Source organism: Wolbachia endosymbiont of Drosophila bicornuta (assembly GCF_028982105.1).
In the GTDB taxonomy this organism is placed as follows: Bacteria; Pseudomonadota; Alphaproteobacteria; order Rickettsiales; family Anaplasmataceae; genus Wolbachia; species Wolbachia pipientis.
On sequence record NZ_JAPQLF010000125.1, the window covers coordinates 15,565 to 34,521 of the forward strand.

The window sequence follows — 18,957 nt, forward strand, 5'->3', positions numbered from 1 at the left end:
TGACCGTTCTTGTTATAAATACCAGAATAATAAGCTACTGATATTCTCCACCTTTTTTATCTTTAATCCATCATAGCTAGCGATGCAACAAAGCCATCTGGGATCCAGAAAACTTAACTTTAAATAAGTGGCTGCATAATAAAGACTAGATTCCAGTGTCAAGCACTGGAATGACACCATAGAGGCACTGGGATGAGATCCTTCCTAGTGGAGATTACTCTCAAATCACAATGTTCATACAGTTGTGGGCTTAACGGTATCTTTGCAGATACTATGGTAATTTATTCGGGAGATTTGCTGAGCGGTAAGATTTTTCCTGATATGCTGCAGTCTTCAGAAGCTAATTCCACAAATTTATCTGTCAGTTTATCAGGTGACACCAATTCAGATCCAGGAAATGCCTGCTCACTACCCACAGGTCCTTCCGTGTATACAGCATTTACACATAATTTTGTATGTTTTGTCTCAGATGCATATATCTGCACCATTATTTCTAGTGCAACTTTACTTGCAGCATACGGCATCCAATATGGATAAGAGGAAGGAGAAAGTGTCACTTCTGAGGTCATGAATATCGCTCTTCCAGCATTAGACTTTTTTAGCATTGGATCTAAGTTTTTTAGTAAGTACCAATTGGCAGTAAAATTTGTATTCATTACGTTCTGTAGCTCTTCAATCTCACAGTCATGAATGGGGTTCAGTTTGCCTAAAATTCCAGCACACGCAACTAATATATCAAGTGCTCCAGATTCTGATAATTTCAGGCTTTCTATCATGTTTGTCAGTATCTTTACATTCTCAAAGTCTAAAAGATCAAGCTGAATTAGTTTCACAGAGCCTTCTTTAAATTCTTCAAGCTCTTCAATTTCATTATATAGTGGCTTGAGATTATCAAGAGATCTTGAAATCAGAATCACACATGCACCTTCTCTTATAAACCTTTTTGCAACAGCAGAGCCTACTCCACCTGAAGCTCCGGTGATTAAAGCTACTTTACCTTCTAACTTACCCATTTCTTTCTCCTTAGCGAGATCCATTGAAATATTTTAGCTGAAAATTGAATTTTGCTCCATATATAAAAATCAAACTTAGCATATAAAAAAATAGTAATGACACTACCACACCACCTAAACTTCCATATATCAAATCCAGTTGGTCAAAGGAAGCTTTTAAATATTGCTTAAAAGCTGAAGCAGAAATCGTCCAAAGAATAACAGCTACACAAGATCCAGGAAATACGTCTGATAAATTTTGTTTTATGTTTGGTAACATAAAATATAGCCAAGAGACTACTGTGAAAAGTACAAATTCAATAAGTAAATACCTAGTATAACTTAGCCCCTGATAGGAAAAATCAATTAGCATTGGTACTAGTGTAGAAAACACTATAGTTAGAGTTATAATAAGCGTGATTACTAAAAATTGTAATATACTTAGTACTCTTCTTAATATATAAGGCGGCGAAACCGGAACTTTATAGGCCTTATTGAGTATTGTTCTAAGCCCTTCAATTGTCGATGAAGCGGTCCAAACAGCACCTACAATTGCTAAAGTTAGTAAGCTTTGCGGCGGGCCTGATATTATCTCCCTAATACGCGGCATCAAAGATGATAAAATATCCTGTGGCATGTTATCAATGATAAATACCCAGCCAATGTTGTACTGGTCTAAAAAATTTGCGAATGTTGACGCCACAGCCATTAAAACGATGAGAAAAGGAAATATTGATAACAGAATTAAAAATGATAAATACCCTGCATGCTCCACTCCATCATTATAAATTGTGTCAATCAAAGCACGATAAAGACAATAAACGATGCTGTAAAATTTCTGTAGCACTGTAATATAAACGAACCAAGAAAAGTATTCTAAATGAAATAAAGGATACTTTTAAGCAAAAAAATCCTCACCATTTACTTAAATTTAATCAAAATGGCAGATATAGCTCTTTTTACAATAATCCGAACAGATCATAATATGCTACTGCTCTACCATAGCCATAAGCACATATCTTATCCTATTCGGACTATTGCGAGAAGTGCTATAATCCAGCATTAAATAGAAATTATAGGAGGCATAATGAAAAATTTTCTTCTACTTGTGGCATTAATTCTCTCCTTTGCATTTGATGCAAATGCTCCTCCTACTACTTTTGTTGATACAAATGATACAACATCATCGGTGATATGCAAGATAATAGGCTATACTCACGGCATAGGTGGCCCAATGATCACAATAGTGATAATTGGTGCAGCGTTGCTTGCAATATTCGGCAGAATGCGGTGGCCAGCGCTTTTTGCACTCGGTGCATTTATTGCTGTGTTTTTTGGCGCTCCTGTAGTCGTTTCAAAAATAACACCAGGAGGTGTGATTTGTAAAGACGGTGCAGTAGCGAAGAATCCATAGAAATTATAGGAGGCATAATGAAAAATTTTCTTCTACTAGTGGCGTTAATTCTCTTCTTTGCATTTGATAATGTTTTTGCTAGCAGTGTTACTGATGACGCAACGTCAAACACAATATGCAAAATAGTAGGCTATACTCACGGCATAGGTGGACCGATGATCACAATAGTAATAATTGGTGCAGCATTGCTTGCAATATTTGGCAGAATGCCGTGGCCAGCGCTTTTTGCACTCGGTGCATTTACTGCTGTGTTTTTTGGCGCTCCTGTAGTCGTTTCAAAAATAACACCAGGAGGTGTGATTTGTAAAAATGGTGCAACTGCTTGCCCTGATGGTACCAACTGGGATACAAGTACAGGAGCGTGTAAAAAATAGGCGCTGCAGATTTAGAAAAGCATTAGCTAAACGGTGCTTCTTAAAGGAGCACCATTATTCCACAATTGTATAAATGTTGTCCAAGTGAATAACACTGAGATCCGGGAATTTTTATAAACTGATAGGATGACAAATTTACTAGAACCCTCACCATTGACTTAAATTTAATCAAAGCGATAGATAATCAAACATGAAACAGAAATTATAGGAGGCGTAATGAAAAATTTTCTTCTACTTGTGGCGTTAATTCTCTCCTTTGCGTTTGATGCAAATGCTAATACTAGTGGTGGCACCACCAACACCGTTTTTGTTGATGAAAGTGATACAACATCATCAGTGATATGCAAGATAATAGGCTATACTCACGGCATAGGTGGGCCAATGATCACAATAGTGATAATTGGTGCAGCGTTGCTTGCAATATTCGGTAGAATGCCGTGGCCAGCGCTTTTTGCACTCGGTGCATTTACTGCTGTGCTTTTTGGCGCTCCTGTAGTCGTTTCAAAAATAACACCAGGAGGTGTGATTTGTGAAGACGGTGCAGTAAAGAATCATCCATAGAAATTATTGGAGGCATAAACGTAGTTTTCTTTACTTGAAAGTGGTCAAGCTGACCACTTTCAGTGTCTATGAATACCTAATAAATTCTCTTTCTGTAATCATATCAGTTATAGCACTTCTCGCAATAGTCCGAATAGGATAAGATATGTGCTTATGGCTATGGTAGAGCAGTAGCATATTATGATCTGTTCGGATTATTGTAAAAAGAGCTATAAAGTCTGGATTCCAGCGCCACGCGCTAGAATGACAAGGCTTATCGTCATGTCACCGCGAACCGTCATACCGCGATTCATTCGCGGTATCTCAGCCGCTAACAAGTAGCGGAATAACGGTTGTCGTTTAGCTATGAATATTAAGAAATTTACCAAATGAAAAAAAAGGCAAAAGAAGCCCTGGTCATTGTCTATTTTCAGTATTGGCGTTCTTTAAGTCTTAAACACTTCAATTTAGCTGCTTTTGAATGCAACTCACCTTAGTTTGAATGTTTAAGAAATTTACTAAGCAGAAAAAAAGGCAAAAGAAACCCCGTGTTAGCTAGTTCTCACTCTCTAATCCTGCAAAATCGGCGTACTATACTGTCTTAAACGACTTATAAGCACGTTTCAGCTTATATAGGTAAAAACCCAGAAATGTTGTGAAGACATAAGGTGCACATAGTGTAAAAAATTAAAAACAAGACGCCAACTACGTTGTTTTCTTGCTGTTTAATCTGCACAGACGAAGATAACTGAATACCTTCATTATCATGATAAGGGGGCTGGCGAGGTTTGTCAAGGAAGTTTTGCATTTAATTCATTTGATAATTCAAAAAACTTGAAAGAATAAAGATAGTTATTAAAATTATCTTGATTTACATCAGTTATCCAAGTTTGACATTGAATACTTAACATTTCCTCTATTAACGCCTTTCTGTAATGTTTATCCAGATGAGACATTATATCGTCAAGCAGAAGAAGTGGTGCCTTATTGTAATGAATACACCTTGCTTTTACACTGGATAAAATAATAGAAAGCAGTAATAACTTTTGTTCTCCAGTGGAGCACAGATTTATTGGTACGTTTCTTTTTTGACAAAAAACCCGAAAATTATCGTTATGCACACCAAAGGTTACTCTACCAGTCAATGAATCTTTTTCTCTGTTTTCCTTTAGACGATTCTGAAAATATTCTGCAGTATCGTCCAAAGTTAGCTGGCTGCTGAATTTCAAACTTGCCTTCGGAAAAAACTCACTGGAATGGTTATCAATTGTGTCTTGTAGTGTCTTTAAAACAGACGATCGCATACGTAAAATACTAACTGCATTAACGGCCATTATGTTTTCAAGACTAGAGAGCCAATTTTCGTCCAAGGTGTTCTCTCTCAACAGTTTACTTCGCTCACGTTTAGCTTTTCTGTGTTTCATGTAGCAGCAAGTGTAATTTTCCTCAAACAGTGAGACTATACGGTCTAAAAATTTTAATCTGTCACTTGGAGAATTAAGAAGAACATAGTCCATTTGTGGAATCAGCCATATTACATTGGATATCTTATACAGAGATGAATAACTTGATTGCGTTTTTCCATCAATTTGTATTAGTTTCTTATCAAAACTCTTTGCGATACCAATTGAATTAAAATCCATTCCATTAAAAAAATCATAGTGCACTGCCCAATCTTCATTACTGAATCTATTTTGTATCTCACTGGCTTTTGCTTTTTTCATTCCATTGCTTTTAGCAAGCAACGAGATTGCTTCAAGTATATTAGTTTTACCAATACCGTTTTTGCCAGTTATTACAACTGAGCTATCATCTGAATCCAGTTCAAAGTTTGAGTGGCTACGAAAATTATGTAATTTCAGCTTTTTTATGTAGCAATGGGTAGCCATTAACCTATTCTTTAGTTTATATTCTCTTTACTTCTTCCAGAACCTCATCAACATGTCCACTAACTTTTACATTTTTCCAGATCTTCACTATTTTACCTTTTTTATCTATTAAAAAAGTAGTGCGTTCTATTCCCATATACTTTTTGCCAAACATACTTTTCTCTACCCAAACACCATATTTTCCCAACATTTCAGCATTCTCATCAGAAACTAAAGAAAACGGCAGAGAATATTTTGCTTTGAAGTTAGTGTGACATCTAACACTATCTTTTGATACACCAATTATCACTGTGTCAAGGAAAGAAAAATCATCTATTTTATCTCTGAAGCCTTTTGCCTCCATTGTACAACCCAGAGTATCGTCTTTAGGATAAAAATAAAGAACTACATTTTTTTTATCAAAAAATTCACTCAGTGATAAATTTTCACCAGAATCTGTTAGTAAGCTAAAATCGGGTGCATTATTTCCTACTGCTAATTCCATGCCTTGCTCCATTAATAACACTTCTATCTATAGTAGTATATTGTAGTCAGAGTATCAAATTTTATATATAGCTAACAGATAAGATTCTTGATGGGGGCTTATTGATGAATTTCTGCCTACCTTCTCGGCTTGCCGCTTTTGATAAAGTGTGGTTTTCGTCTGATGTAAGGCCATATCAAATAGATCCTATTAAAAATCAATCGAATCTTCACATGTTTGTTCTTCATAAAAGAAGTTCAATGTTATCGTAGTACCAAGTTTTGCTTCACTTTTAATGTCAAAAGTTCCACCCATTAACTCTACTAATTTCTTGCTTAGCGGCAATCCGATGCCCGTACCTTCGTTTCTATACCCCGAATCTGCTTGGCCAAAAACAGACATAACTTTATATATGTCCTGCTGCACTATTCCTATTCCATTGTCATGAAACTCAATAGTTAATAAGTTTTTTTCTATATTTTCTTTTATCACCATTCTTATTAAACCATCTTTGGGAGTAAACTTGATTGAGTTTGATAATAAATTTATTATAACTTGTTTCATTCTCTTGGGATCTGCAATGACTAATAATTGTTTATTAGTCATCTCTTTTTTTAAATTAATCCCGGCTTCTTTTAATTTAGGTAATAGCATATTTACGCATGAATCCATTATTTTGTTCAGGTTAAACTTCACTTTTTCTACTGTTAAACTACTTGATTCAGCTTTAGAAAAATCGAGCACATCATTAATTAAGGTAAGTAAGTGTGTTCCTGCATTATATATATCGTCTGCATACTCCTTGTATTGAGAATTATCCATTGAACCTAAAGTTTTATTTTTGATCAACTCCGCAAATCCAATAATAGCATTAAGAGGTGTGCGTAATTCATGTGTAACGCTTGCAAAAAACTTTAGCTTGTTTGCATTTTCTTGCTCTAATGTCTCTTTTATCTGCTGTAATTCAATGTTAGTTTTATGTTGCTTGGCTAGCATTTGGGTATTAGAAAAGTGCAAATAGAATATTATTAATATTAAGATTATTAATAATAGGCCCAAAAATGTTAAAAACAGGCCATATGCTATAACATAAGAATTATTGTAGTTTCGAAGAATCTTCAAAAAAAACGACGGTTTAACGCTATTTTCATGGAATATAGGGAAAATAGAAGTTAATGTATTTCCTGTAGTATAAAATATTTCTTGGTTACTTAATAGTTTATCAATTTCATCGTTTGTAAGTAACTGTTCATAATCATAATCTTGAGTGTTAAAATTACTGAATATTATTCTGCCGTTTTGATCATACAGTATTAAGCTGAAATCCTTCACTTTGCTCACTGATTGTAATAATTCAGCACGTAGTTTTACTAGTTGGTTTATGTAGTCAAAATTTTTGTATTTAATGTGATGCTTTTCTATTAGTAAATAATGGTATTTTTTTATTATGCCATTTTCCAGTACGCTTTTTAAGTTTACACTTGAATCACGGTAAGAAGAAAGGAAATTACTCCTTAGTAAATAATTACAATATATCACACTGAATAAAATCATAAAAATTGATGAGAATAATGCGATAACTTTTGTGTATTTGTTTTTCCCCAGTGCAGAAAACATTAATTTACCTATCTTATACATATCCTTACTCATTGCGAAACAACGGCTTTTATGTTATTAATAATAAAATTTAGCATATAACATTTTATGACAATTTCTCCTATTTTGCCAGTTTATTCTCATGTTAATATAAATTTTTCTCATGGCAAAGGTATCTACCTATATGATGTTGATGGTGAGCGCTACGTAGATTTTCACTCCGGAATAGCCGTTAGTAGCTTAGGTCACACCAATTCACGATTAATTAGTGCTCTTAAATTGCAAGGGGAAAAATTATGGCATATATCAAATACCTATAATATACCTGCTGCCAATAATTTTGCAGAAAAATTAATAAACAATAGTTTCGCTGACACTGTATTTTTCTCAAATTCTGGATCAGAGGCAGTAGAATGTGGACTTAAGATTGCTAGGATCTATCAAAATGGAAAAGGCCATAAAAATCGTCACAGAATTTTAACATTTCATGGTGCATTTCATGGAAGAACCTTTTTAACTTGTGCTACAAACGATAAACAGAAATTTTCTGAATTACTAAATCCCTACATTGATTGGTGTGATAACATCGAGCCCAATATTGAGAGCGTAAAGAAAGCAATTTCAAGTGGTATAGGCGTTATATTAATAGAACCAATACAAGGGCAAGGTGGTATCAAAGTAATGAATGAAGTCTTTATGAAAGAACTAAGAAGGCTGTGTGATGAAAATGACATATTGTTATTTTTTGATTGCGTACAATGCGGTGCTGGTAGGACAGGAAAATTATTCGCATACGAACATATAGGAGTGGAACCTGATATATGTGCTCTTGCAAAGGGAATAGGCGGGGGGTTTCCGCTGGGGGCTTGTCTTGCAACTGAAAAGGCTGCTAAATATATGGCAGTTGGTATGCACGGTTCCACTTTTGGTGGCAATCCGCTTGCAACCTCAGTAGGTAATGCTGTGCTCGAAGAATTGCTCAGCCCCGGCTTTTTGAAAAATGTTGAAATTAGAGGTAAATACTTAAAAAATAAACTAGAAAACTTAGCAAGTAAATTTTCAATAATAGAAGAAGTGAGATGGAAAGGGTTAATGCTTGGAATAAAAGTGAAAGCAGACAATCAAAAGTTTGCAGAAGAGTTAAGTCATCGTGGTTTACTCACTGTTGGAGTAACATCAGATAACGTTGTGAGAATTTTACCTCCACTAATTATCACTGAAAAAGAGATTGATGAAGGAATTGAGATTCTGGCTCAATATTTATCTGAGAAATCTTCTGATTAGATGCTTGATATTAATATGAACGACAATCTGGTATGCTTAGGAATTATTACCTCTCCTCACGGAATTAAAGGAGCTGTTAAATTAAAAACTTTTACCGAAAAACCTGAAAATATATCCTTATATGGTGAGCTAATAAATGGTGATGAGAATTATAAAATAGACTCAGTATCTGTCATAGGTGATAATTTAGTAATAGCTACAATGAGCGGAGTAAATTCCCGTAATGAAGCAGAGCTTTTAAGGAATAAGAAGCTATATATAGAAAGAAGCAAGTTACCAGAGCTAAATGATGAGGATGAATTTTATCAAAGTGACCTTGTAGATATGGAAGTAAGGCTGAAAAGTAATGAATTATATGGCTATGTAAAATCTGTGTATAATTTCGGCTCAGGGGATATATTAGAAATTTTAGTTATCAGCACAAAAAAACGTATTATGCTATCTTTCACTAAAGAGATATTTTCACATATAAATATAAAGGGGAAGTATATAGTATTAAATATGCCAGAATTTATTGACTAATAAAGACTTTGATATTTATATAAAGCTATTTATAATTGTAAGATCAAACTGAAAATGTAATTATGGCAGAAAGAGCTAACGATATCAGACCAGGTCAGGTGTTGGAACATAACGGCGGATTATTTTTGGTTGTAGGTATTATGCATACTCAACCTGGTAAAGGTGGTGCATACATACAAGCTGAAATGAAAAATATCAAGACCGGAGCAAAACACTATGAAAGATTTCGCTCTGATGCAACAATCAGAAGGGCAATTTTAGATGAAGAGGAGTATGTTTACCTTTTCACTGAAGGAAACATTGTAAATCTTATGCATCCAAGTAATTACGAGCAAATCACTATAAATTTGGATTTATTGGGAGAAAAAAAGATTTATCTACAGGATAACATGAAAATTAAAGTTGTAGCTTATCAAGACAAAATAATTTCTGCGCATGTGCCTGATTATGTTACACTTGCTGTGAAAGAAACAGAGTCTGTTATTAAAGGACAAACTGCTACTGCTTCTTATAAGCCTGCAATTTTGGAAAACGGAATGCGCGTTAACGTGCCTCAGTTTATAAAAGAAGAGGATAAAATTGTAGTATATACTCCAGATGACAGCTATTATGAAAGAGTGAAAGAGTAAAAAGAAGAATGTCCATCTCATCACCACGAATTAATGTGATGCTTGATTCTGTGCGTAGTGCTTCCAGGCAGCTTATGCGCGATTTTAATGAATTACAAATCTCTAATGTTAAATCAGCAGACTTTATCAATAAAACTTATTCAAAATCCAAGCAAACCATATACGATTGCTTGCACGATTACAAACGAGACTATGATTTTATTTTTGAAGATGATACTGATCAAGAAGTAAAAGGTGACACTTATACCTGGTTTATTATGCCTATAGATGGCAGGGAGAATTTTTCTAGTTGCATGGTTTATTTTGCAGTATCAGTCTGTCTCATTCATAAAAATAAAGTTGTGGCAGCTGTAATTGATGCTCCGGCTCTTAGAGAAACTTTTTGGGCAGAAGAAAAGAAAGGTGCCTTTCTTGAGGATTTTAGATCTCGTCATATAAAAATGCGGGTGAAAAGCCGTGAAGGGGGTCTAATAGATGTAAGTGGTAATTTGTTAAATAAATTGCTGCCTGGCAATAGTAGTGTACGCTCCATCGGTTCAACAATTTTAGGCTTTGCATACCTTGCGGCAGGAAGGCACAGAGGAACAGTTTATTCTGGAGTTAACAAATATAAAACCTTGCTCGGTAGACTTTTTCTGCAAGAAAGCTGTGGAAGGCTAACAGAAGACAACGGATTGATTATTGCTGGAGATATAAAACTATAGCTAAAGTAATTTATGTTTACCTACAATTTGATAAGCGTAAAACTCGTCATTCCGCCACTTGTTAGCGGAATCCATGCCGAGATACCGCGAATAAATCGCGGTATGACGTAGGGCTGTACTAGCTATAGCATAAACAGGCTAAAGAGATAGACAACTTCTCAAAAACTTTTACAAGAGATTCTGTTAAATGCTCTATCATTTCATCTGTATGATAAGGTGTAGGGGTAATACGGAAACGCTCAGTTCCTCTTGGAACTGTCGGGTAATTTATATGTTGAACGTATATTCCATACTCATCAAATAATAATTTTGATGCTTTTTTGGATAACTCTGGGTCGCCAATTATTATTGGAATTATATGAGTTTCTGTTAAAATGAAGTTAATTCCTGCATTTCTCAGTGAGTTTTTTACTTTTTCAACAACTTGCTTTTGCTTTTCCCTTTCAATGTTGCTTGATTTTAGGTGTTCAACGCTTGCCTTTGCTGCCGCTGCTAAAACAGGCGACATAGCAGTGGTAAAAATAAATCCTGGAGCGGAACTTCTTATTACATCTACCAAGCTCTTTGAAGACGCTATATACCCACCCATCACTCCAAAAGCCTTTGATAGTGTACCTTGAATAACGGTTATTCTATCCATCAGGCCTTCTCTTTCTGCAATTCCGCCACCATGTGAACCATACATGCCAACTGCGTGCACCTCATCCAAATAGGTAATTGCATTATGTTGATCTGCAAGATCGCATATTGCTTTAAGCGGCGCTATATCGCCATCCATTGAATATACGGATTCAAGTGCTATTATCTTTGGTGTTTTTGTGTCTACGGACTTTAACAACTGCTCTAAGCGATCAACATCATTATGTCTAAATATATGTTTTGGCCTTTTTCCTGATTTTATGCCTTCTATCATCGAAGAATGGTTCTTCTCGTCTGAAAAAATTACTACGCCAGGAATAACAGACGATAAAGTGCTAAGTGTTGTCTGGTTAGCGAGGTAGCCACAAGCAAAAGTTAAAGCAGCCTCTTTTTTATGCAAACAAGCTAAGGATTTTTCCAGTTCGACAACCTCTTTTGTTGTACCAGATATATTTCTTGTTCCCCCCGCACCAATTGATGAATTTTGAATAGCAGCAATAACTTTCTCGTTCTGCGACATTCCCAGATAATTATTACTGCACCAGACGATTACTTCCATATTTCTTTCATAATCCATAATGTGGGGGAGCCTACCTGGCAATGACGCAAAGTGCGTAAATTCACGGTAGCGCCCCTCATCTTTTATATCTTTGATTTTGTTTAAGAATATTTCTTCGTAGTTTACCAAGTTTTTATTCACTAATAATTAATACAATTATAATAAATTATTAAACGATAGACTACTATATTTATTCATCGTCAGCTACAGCAAGGTGTAATTTTTTGCATATCATCATTAACCCTTTCGACCTTATCGTTTTCAATTAAGGTTTTAGGCCTATAGCAGTAGGTAACTATAGCTACAATAAGACAACAAGCTCGAACTGCTATCCACACTGCTAACATTTCTAAGTAAACAGAGATAGCTATCGAAGCTACTGCAGCCACGACTAGTGTTGAAACAACTATAGTAGACAATGTGCTTTTTTTGATATTCTGTGGAGAATCATTATCTTCTTCACTTGGATCATTATCATTTTCTATATCTTTCATGAGAGGCTTGTGATCATCCAGAGTTATAGTGGAAGCACTATTAGATTGACTTATCACCATACCTATAGACTGCACAGATACACTACTATCATCCACCCCTTTGCTATTCTGCTCTAGATTATCGGCAGGTAGTTGATCACTACCATTCTTTGACACTACACCTAGACTACTATCACCTGCACTTTGCAAATTAGTATTACCTTTTTCACTTGAATCATAACTCTGTACCATAGGTTGAGCTTCCAGCAAAAGTACACCATTTTGATTACTTGCAACTTCATCAGTATCTTCACTAATAGTTTCAACCAGACAACTCACATCCCCTGAAACCTGCGCATCAACATGAATAACACGCTCTCTATCCACAAAGGATAATACTGTGCTATTGTCCACATAGCCGCTGCTTTGTAAACTCACACCACTTTTTTCCACTTTATTGTTTTCAGTATCACTACTCACAGGAGTTACCTGATCACTTATAGTAGCGCTAACATCTTGTATATCTTTATTGTTTTGATTATCAGACTGTCTACCATTACTTTGAACATTATTCACTTGTCCAGAATTTTCTTTAGCTACTAAAGGTGTTGGCACTGATTTTGGTTGTGGCTCTTGTTTATCACTATCACCTTCAAGCGTAGAACCATCCTTACTATTTGTTGTACCTAACATAGATTCTTCTGCATCATAAAAAACTTCATCACTTAGAGAAGCTTGTTTTTCCTCATCGCTATCAACTGATAACACGGTAGCACTTTTACTTTGAGGAACAAGAGCGTCCTGTGTACTTAAACTTTCAATATCATCCGTTTGTTCTGGAACTGGAGTCTCAGAAACTTCTTGTTGCTCTTGAGTATTAGAAGGCTGTGCCTTAAGTTTTGCACTTTCTTCTGGTACATGTTCAGCAGGTTGAGCATGAGCTTGTTTTTTCTCATCATCAATATTAACAGGAGCTTCCTGACTACTTGTAGTAGCGCTAACATCAGTTACTGATGATACAGCAGCCTTAGCATCAGTTCCAATGCTTTTGATCTTTTTTTCAAGAAAATCTCTAGTTTTTAAGAGTGTGTTTCTCTGATCAATGCATCTTTGCTTCTTAGTAGGACCTGGATTGATAATGTTCTTCTCCTCCTCCTTCTTCTTTTGAATTTCAGCATTTACTTTGTCTATGATACTCTTCAAAATAGGTTCATCTTTTATATTATTCCTTTTTAAGTAACTCTCCATCGTCTTAGGAATGTAGATAGCATTCAACAATTTCTGCTCTGTGCTGTTTTTATTTCTAGACATTTTCTGCTTTGTACTTTTTTTATCTCTAGACATGTTACCCCACTATAATCATTATCTATAGCTTCTTCTATTGAAGCCTCTTCATTGTTCATAATATTTTCTCGTCTGTCCACATTTTCTTGTGGTTGTTGACTGCCAGTACTTTCAAGTCCTGGATTTTCTGATAGAATGTCACTTGTTATAACTGGAATTTCTAATTCATCTGCAACGTTATTACTTCTTTTTCGTATTATAAAAGTTCCAGGAGTTTGGCACATTTCATCCCACAAATCTTGACGTTCATGACAGGAATATTTTTGCACATCAATAGAAAATTGCAGAATATTTCTAATTTGCATTAAACTGAATATTAGATCAATATTCTTTTGACGTTTATTGTCTTTTGGATCTTTAGTGTATTCATCATACACTATGCAAGCAGTCTGAACTAATCCATTTACAATACCTGGAAGACGGCTGTTATATTCACGTAAAGCTTCAGATTGCAATAATTTGTTTTCCTTTTCCAGATCTTCTATGCGCTTTTCTATGCTAGATTTAAAAATCTTACACTCCTCTTGAAAAATTACGTTAATTGCACCCTCTTCTGTGTATAAGTATAGCACTTCTCGCAATAGTCCGAATAGGATAAGATATGTGCTTATGGCTATGGTAGAGCAGTAGCATATTATGATCTGTTCGGATTATTGTAAAAAGAGCTATAACATACTTCCTTGACTAAGGAGTAATCTTCTTGGCCTATTGAGTAGTGTGTTGCATTTTTCAGTATATTCTGTATGACCGGCCTAATCACTTGCTCATTATGTGATACGTTTTGATGGATTTCTTTAGTGTAAAAAAGCACCTCGACTATAACGTCTGTGTTTGTGTATTCAACATTAGACAATGCAATGAGGATTGATTCGTGTATGTTATCAAGTTCGTTATTTTTAAATTTTTGATTGAGATAGCCGATAACATCATTGCTGCATTTAGCACATTTTTCACACAAGTGCTCGATAAATGCAATATTACCAGCATCCAATGGAGTTTTCAGAATTAAATCATAAATTTCTTTTCTGCCACGAGCTCATATGTTTTTCAGGATTTGTTGCCCTAGTATTGTAATAACTTTATCATCCGCAAATGCTTGTTCATATACATCGTAAATGGCATGATCTGCACTATTAGTGTATCGTTTGCACAGGTATTCAATGACAGATGTGTGTTCCTGGCTTATCGCAGTTTCTAATAAAGTAACAAAACTCTTTTTTAATAACTCTTCTGTTGAGGCTTTTTTAGTTAGCTTATTAATATATCTTTCAAATGCACCCAGCACTATCGTGATGAATTCTTCATTTTTGATCAGAGACGCTGTTTCAAGCACACCATACAAAGAATCAGGATTACTTGTTTTTAACACCTGTCCAAAATCTCTTAAAACGTATTCGACAAAAACTGCATTTAATAATTCTTGCTCTTTTCTTAATGCTATAACTGAGAAAAAACCAATCTTATTAGGTTCGACAAGTTGTATAGTTTGATCTTTTAATCTTCCATAAACTCCATCGGTACCATGGAATTTTTCTATAAAAGCTTCAATATATTTTTGACCACCAACAAGGAGAGGTAAAAGACTTAAATTTCCTTCAGCAAAAAGAAAATCCTGATATTGCTCTACTAGCTTGTCATTAGCTGCAATTGCCAATAGTACCAATTCTTTTACTGAATAATCATACTTGAAACCCTCTTGATCAAATTTATATTGTGATAGTACATTTGAATATATATGTTGATGGTTGCTTCCGTTTTGTAACTCCAAATTAAGTTGATTTGAACAGAAATCTTTGAGATTTTCATTATCCAGCGTAATAGACCTGCCTTCATAATCTTCAATATTTTGTACAACCTTGTCTAATTCTTCACAATTATCTTCTTGTATAGCTTGATTTAAGATATTTATAATCTCAGCAAAAGTTAAGTTTTTAGGAATGATACCATATGAATCTTCATCTTTTAACTCTACAGTAAACGACCTATCACAACCATCAGGAAAGTTTGCAAGTATTGCATTCTCTAAACTTAGATCTTCAGGTGGTATGCTACATGGAGTAGCTGGTATCTCTTGACTTTCGCTATCTAAAACTTCAAACTCTTCTCCAATACCTGAATCTTCAGAATCTGGTTTTTCAAAACCATGCCAACTTTTGATTAATCTTTCAGAATTTGATTGGCCCTGTGAAGTTGTATCTTGTGATACAAAGTCTCTAAAATTGGAACCAAACATGTTTTACCTCCTAACCAGCAGCTAAGCTAAGTATAGCATTAAACAGAAATCTTGCCAAGCAAATTATTCAGTCTCTTAGCAAAGCTGCTCGCGTCATCCATCTCTTCGCCTTCCACGATGCAAGCTTGGTAAAACAATAAGTGAACCATGTCCTCCAATGTTGGGTTTTCACCACTTTCAGCATAAGATTTCATTATACTCTTTATTACAGGATGCTTAGTGTTAATTTCAAGCACCTTTGGCGTGCGGTAATTTAGCTGCTTTTGTTCACGCAAAAAACGCTCCATGCGAAGATCCATAGCACCCTCATCAACCGCTAGGCATACGGGACTATCAGTCAATTTTTTGGAAATTTTTACGCTTTTTACTGAATCTCCAAGCACTGTGGTAAAATATTGCAATATAGTTTCCTCAGTTTTTTCTTCATTCGATTTGTTTTCTTCATTTTTCTTATCTTCTTCTGAAGAGAATTTTTCCAAATCAACATCAGCGCGAGTCACAGACTTAAACTTTTGATCTTTATATTCATGAATTACACTAGTCCAGAAATCATCCACTGGATCAACGAACAGAAGAACCTCCAGCCCTTTACTGACGAACCCCTCAAGTTGTGGACTGTTTTTCACTGAATCGAGGCTATTTCCGGTGAGATAATAGATATGTTCCTGCTCAGGCTTCATTCTGCTTATATAGTCATCAATGCTGACTAATTTCTCATCACCAGTACTATGAAATCTGCAAATTGAGAGTAGTGCTTCTCTCTCATCAGTTGGCATAGCTTCACAAAGACCTTCCTTTAAAACTGCACCAAAATTGGTCCAGAATTTTGTATATTCCTCTAAATTCTCTTTTGCTTTTTTACCGAGCTCTGATATCACACGCTTAGTGAGAGATTTTCTGATCTGCTCAACAACACGATTATTCTGCAGAGTTTCTCTGCTGATATTAAGAGGCAAGTCCGGTGAATCAACCACGCCTTTCAGAAAACGCAAGTATTGTGGTATAATCTGTACGTTATCTTCAGTGATAAATACTTTATTTACATATAACTTTACAGAGCAACGTCTATCTGGATGGAATAAATCAAAAGGTTTTATAGAAGGAACATAAAGCAAGTTTGTATATTCTATTGCACCTTCATTTTTATTATGCAATATCATCCAGGGCTCCCCGCCAACGTGAGCAACACTGCGGAAAAAATCGTTGTGCTCCTCTTGAGTAACGTCATTTTTTGGCTTAGTCCAAATTGCAGCCTTACTGTTTAACTTTTCACTTTTTCCTTCTTCGTCTATAAATTCAACAGGAAAATTTATGTGATCAGAGTAAGTAGTGACAATATTTTCAACACGAAATTTATCTAAAAACTCGTTTTCTTCAGGATGCATAATGAGCGTAATTTTGGTTCCGCGAGGGACTTGATTATCTGACTTGCTGATTGAATATTCCCCATCTCCTTTGGATTGCCAGATCCAAGACTCCTCTTCTCCAGCTTTTCTCGATTCTACTATTACTTCTGATGCAACCATAAAGCTTGAGTAAAAACCAACACCAAACTTCCCAATCAGCTCCACAGTTTGGCTTGAATCCTTGCTATTCTTAATCGCATCCAAGAACTTTTGCGTACCAGAGCTTGCAATTGTACCAAGATTGTCTATTAAATCCTGTCTATTCATTCCAATGCCATTATCAGTGATATATAGCTCGTTCTTATCTTTATTGGAGCTGATAGTGATTTTTAATTCGTCACTCAAATCTAGCAAATTAGGGTTTAGTTGAGATTCATAGCGCAACTTATCACATGCATCTGATGCATTTGATATTAATTCACGCAGAAAAATGTCTTTATTGGTGTAAAGTGAATGAATCACTATATTCAGTACTTTCCCTACCTCAGCGTCAAATTTTAAATTTTCAGTTTCTTGTACATTATGCATTTTGAGCTCCATTATTTGCCTACTACCCTAATAATTTAAGTATTGAATCACGATCTTTCAAGGTCACGTACACCAAAATTAATGTGGGTGTAGTTATTATGACACCCAATTTATGGGATCTCTTGCATAACAAACTTTTGGCAGCGCATTGGATGAAACGAAAAACTTCCTTGACACCATTCGCCAGCCCCCTTATCATGACGTCCAGTACAATGTTGCAAATTAAAAATCTCTCCATCCTGTGCTGGTTCTTCGATTCTAAACGCCACTTCTACCTGGTCATAACCAATCTGAATTCGTTCTACTAATGCTTTAATGATGCCACGCTTAGTTTGCCAATCTAGCTGTTACAAATTAGATTTTACACTGGAATAAAGACTCTTTATACTGTTGATGATAAGGTTCATTCCCTTCTCTATTGCTTTTTGATCAACTACCTTTTTATTCTCTTCTTCTATCCCTCTTAAGCGTTCCCTCATTCCTTTCATCGTCTGTTTAAATTCTTCCTCACTTATATATCCTTTATCTCCTACATTTTCTTGACTATAATAGTCTTCCATTAACTTTTCGATGCCTTGTTTTATTTGATTTTCCCTTCTTGCAAACTTCTTATCTGATGATTCATCATTTTTATTTTCTGCAATTCTACTGTGATACTCATTTTTTATTATCTCTGGGTTTTTTAGTAAATTTTTCACCTTTTCCCATATAGCTGTTTCTAACATATCTGTACGGACCAATTTATTAGTACACTTCTCCCTACCATCAGTAATACGTATAGTATAGCACTTCTCGCAATAGTCCGAATAGGATAAGATATGTGCTTATGGCTATGGTAGAGCAGTAGCATATTATGATCTGTTCGGATTATTGTAAAAAGAGCTATACTACTACAGCGATAATAGCTAAACTTTTTTCCTTCAACTCCACATTGTGCACCACTATGCGCATATCCAGAGTTTTGACACACAACTAGACCTTGTAATAGATATTTCTTTTTTCCTATTTGGCAGTAGATAGAACCAACTTTTTCTTCAACACATTCATCAGCAGAGAGACCTATTGTTTTTGCAACAATATCAACAGAAATTCCTTCTTTAACCAAACCCTTTGCAATTTTTATTCTCTCCGTTTTTTTACTACTTTTCTCACTAATTTGAACAAACTTGGTTAGTAAACAAAATATCTTACGTAACTCTTGATCATTAATCTTTTTATATTCTCTTACTAAATTTAATATTTCTTCCCCCTCATCTTCAAGACAGATTTTTTCATTTGATACAGGAATAAGATCCTTAATATTATAGCACTTCTCGCAATAGTCCGAATAGGATAAGATATGTGCTTATGGCTATGGTAGAGCAGTAG

21 protein-coding genes and 1 pseudogene are annotated in these 18,957 nt (G+C 35.2%); 9 read left to right on the forward strand and 13 right to left on the reverse strand.

Annotated elements, in window-relative coordinates:
• Positions 1 to 281: 281 nt before the first annotated feature.
• Both OZD68_RS04930 and OZD68_RS04935 read right to left on the reverse strand, forming a co-directional pair.
• A complete protein-coding gene (locus tag OZD68_RS04930) occupies positions 282 to 1,037 on the reverse strand; it encodes an SDR family oxidoreductase (RefSeq protein ID WP_012673418.1) in 756 nt (251 codons plus the stop codon).
• On the reverse strand, positions 1,024 to 1,839 hold the full coding sequence (locus OZD68_RS04935; RefSeq protein ID WP_155969484.1) for a YihY/virulence factor BrkB family protein: 816 nt from the start codon (positions 1,837 to 1,839) through the stop codon (positions 1,024 to 1,026). The genes OZD68_RS04930 and OZD68_RS04935 overlap by 14 nt, the downstream gene beginning before the upstream one ends.
• Positions 1,840 to 1,932: 93 nt before the next feature.
• Here OZD68_RS04935 and OZD68_RS04940 point away from each other — a divergent pair, with 93 nt between their 5' ends.
• The 5 genes from OZD68_RS04940 (at position 1,933) to OZD68_RS04960 (ending at position 3,662) form a co-directional block, all read left to right on the forward strand.
• Complete coding sequence (locus tag OZD68_RS04940) at positions 1,933 to 2,058, forward strand: hypothetical protein (protein WP_259366060.1); 126 nt, start codon at positions 1,933 to 1,935, stop codon at positions 2,056 to 2,058.
• Between the two features lie 21 nt (positions 2,059 to 2,079).
• A complete protein-coding gene (locus OZD68_RS04945; protein WP_182309705.1) occupies positions 2,080 to 2,406 on the forward strand; it encodes a TrbC/VirB2 family protein in 327 nt (108 codons plus the stop codon).
• A 17-nt stretch (positions 2,407 to 2,423) separates the two neighbouring features.
• Entirely contained in the window at positions 2,424 to 2,780 is a 357-nt protein-coding gene (locus OZD68_RS04950) for a TrbC/VirB2 family protein (RefSeq protein ID WP_182309706.1), read from the forward strand.
• 216 nt (positions 2,781 to 2,996) lie between these two features.
• Positions 2,997 to 3,341, forward strand: coding sequence for a TrbC/VirB2 family protein (locus tag OZD68_RS04955; protein WP_182309707.1), 345 nt, complete (start codon positions 2,997 to 2,999; stop codon positions 3,339 to 3,341).
• A 180-nt stretch (positions 3,342 to 3,521) separates the two neighbouring features.
• Complete coding sequence (locus OZD68_RS04960; RefSeq protein WP_182309708.1) at positions 3,522 to 3,662, forward strand: hypothetical protein; 141 nt, start codon at positions 3,522 to 3,524, stop codon at positions 3,660 to 3,662.
• Positions 3,663 to 4,111: 449 nt separating this feature from the next.
• Here OZD68_RS04960 and recF read toward each other — a convergent pair whose 3' ends face one another.
• From recF to OZD68_RS04975, 3 genes are all read right to left on the reverse strand, one after another.
• Positions 4,112 to 5,209: a DNA replication/repair protein RecF gene (gene recF, locus OZD68_RS04965; RefSeq protein ID WP_182309709.1), complete on the reverse strand. Its 1,098-nt coding sequence runs from the start codon at positions 5,207 to 5,209 to the stop codon at positions 4,112 to 4,114.
• A 16-nt stretch (positions 5,210 to 5,225) separates the two neighbouring features.
• Positions 5,226 to 5,693, reverse strand: coding sequence for a thioredoxin-dependent thiol peroxidase (gene bcp, locus OZD68_RS04970; protein ID WP_182309758.1), 468 nt, complete (start codon positions 5,691 to 5,693; stop codon positions 5,226 to 5,228).
• A gap of 189 nt (positions 5,694 to 5,882) precedes the next feature.
• Positions 5,883 to 7,310 carry a sensor histidine kinase gene (locus OZD68_RS04975; RefSeq protein WP_182309711.1) on the reverse strand — a complete coding sequence of 476 codons (1,428 nt, stop codon included), beginning with the start codon at positions 7,308 to 7,310 and terminating at the stop codon, positions 5,883 to 5,885.
• Positions 7,311 to 7,376: 66 nt separating this feature from the next.
• Between OZD68_RS04975 and OZD68_RS04980 the strand changes: the two genes are divergently transcribed.
• From OZD68_RS04980 to OZD68_RS04995, 4 genes are all read left to right on the forward strand, one after another.
• A complete protein-coding gene (locus tag OZD68_RS04980) occupies positions 7,377 to 8,552 on the forward strand; it encodes an aspartate aminotransferase family protein (RefSeq protein ID WP_182309712.1) in 1,176 nt (391 codons plus the stop codon).
• A 15-nt stretch (positions 8,553 to 8,567) separates the two neighbouring features.
• Positions 8,568 to 9,074, forward strand: coding sequence for a ribosome maturation factor RimM (gene rimM, locus OZD68_RS04985; RefSeq protein WP_182309759.1), 507 nt, complete (start codon positions 8,568 to 8,570; stop codon positions 9,072 to 9,074).
• A gap of 62 nt (positions 9,075 to 9,136) precedes the next feature.
• Positions 9,137 to 9,703: an elongation factor P gene (gene efp, locus OZD68_RS04990; protein WP_012673415.1), complete on the forward strand. Its 567-nt coding sequence runs from the start codon at positions 9,137 to 9,139 to the stop codon at positions 9,701 to 9,703.
• Between the two features lie 8 nt (positions 9,704 to 9,711).
• Complete coding sequence (locus tag OZD68_RS04995; protein WP_182309714.1) at positions 9,712 to 10,407, forward strand: inositol monophosphatase family protein; 696 nt, start codon at positions 9,712 to 9,714, stop codon at positions 10,405 to 10,407.
• Between the two features lie 118 nt (positions 10,408 to 10,525).
• On the opposite strand, the gene hemA is transcribed toward OZD68_RS04995, so the two are convergent.
• The 8 genes and pseudogenes from hemA to OZD68_RS05035 all read right to left on the reverse strand — a co-directional run.
• Positions 10,526 to 11,734, reverse strand: coding sequence for a 5-aminolevulinate synthase (hemA, locus tag OZD68_RS05000; RefSeq protein WP_182309760.1), 1,209 nt, complete (start codon positions 11,732 to 11,734; stop codon positions 10,526 to 10,528).
• A gap of 71 nt (positions 11,735 to 11,805) precedes the next feature.
• Positions 11,806 to 13,353 (reverse strand): TomO hydrophobic C-terminal domain-containing protein, encoded by a 1,548-nt coding sequence (locus OZD68_RS05005; protein WP_275009154.1) that lies wholly within the window; start codon positions 13,351 to 13,353, stop codon positions 11,806 to 11,808.
• Complete coding sequence (locus OZD68_RS05010) at positions 13,350 to 13,994, reverse strand: hypothetical protein (protein WP_220468151.1); 645 nt, start codon at positions 13,992 to 13,994, stop codon at positions 13,350 to 13,352. Before OZD68_RS05010 ends, OZD68_RS05005 begins: the two co-directional genes overlap by 4 nt.
• 62 nt (positions 13,995 to 14,056) lie before the next feature.
• Entirely contained in the window at positions 14,057 to 14,413 is a 357-nt protein-coding gene (locus OZD68_RS05015) for a hypothetical protein (protein ID WP_182309718.1), read from the reverse strand.
• Positions 14,414 to 14,458: 45 nt separating this feature from the next.
• Complete coding sequence (locus OZD68_RS05020; protein WP_182309720.1) at positions 14,459 to 15,655, reverse strand: host RNA manipulator TomO; 1,197 nt, start codon at positions 15,653 to 15,655, stop codon at positions 14,459 to 14,461.
• 38 nt (positions 15,656 to 15,693) lie between these two features.
• Positions 15,694 to 17,589: a molecular chaperone HtpG gene (htpG, locus tag OZD68_RS05025; RefSeq protein ID WP_182309722.1), complete on the reverse strand. Its 1,896-nt coding sequence runs from the start codon at positions 17,587 to 17,589 to the stop codon at positions 15,694 to 15,696.
• Between the two features lie 347 nt (positions 17,590 to 17,936).
• Positions 17,937 to 18,314 (reverse strand): hypothetical protein, encoded by a 378-nt coding sequence (locus tag OZD68_RS05030; protein ID WP_259366061.1) that lies wholly within the window; start codon positions 18,312 to 18,314, stop codon positions 17,937 to 17,939.
• Between the two features lie 269 nt (positions 18,315 to 18,583).
• Positions 18,584 to 18,892, reverse strand: a pseudogene (locus OZD68_RS05035) (WO male-killing family protein Wmk); the annotation flags it as partial.
• Positions 18,893 to 18,957 lie beyond the last annotated feature (65 nt).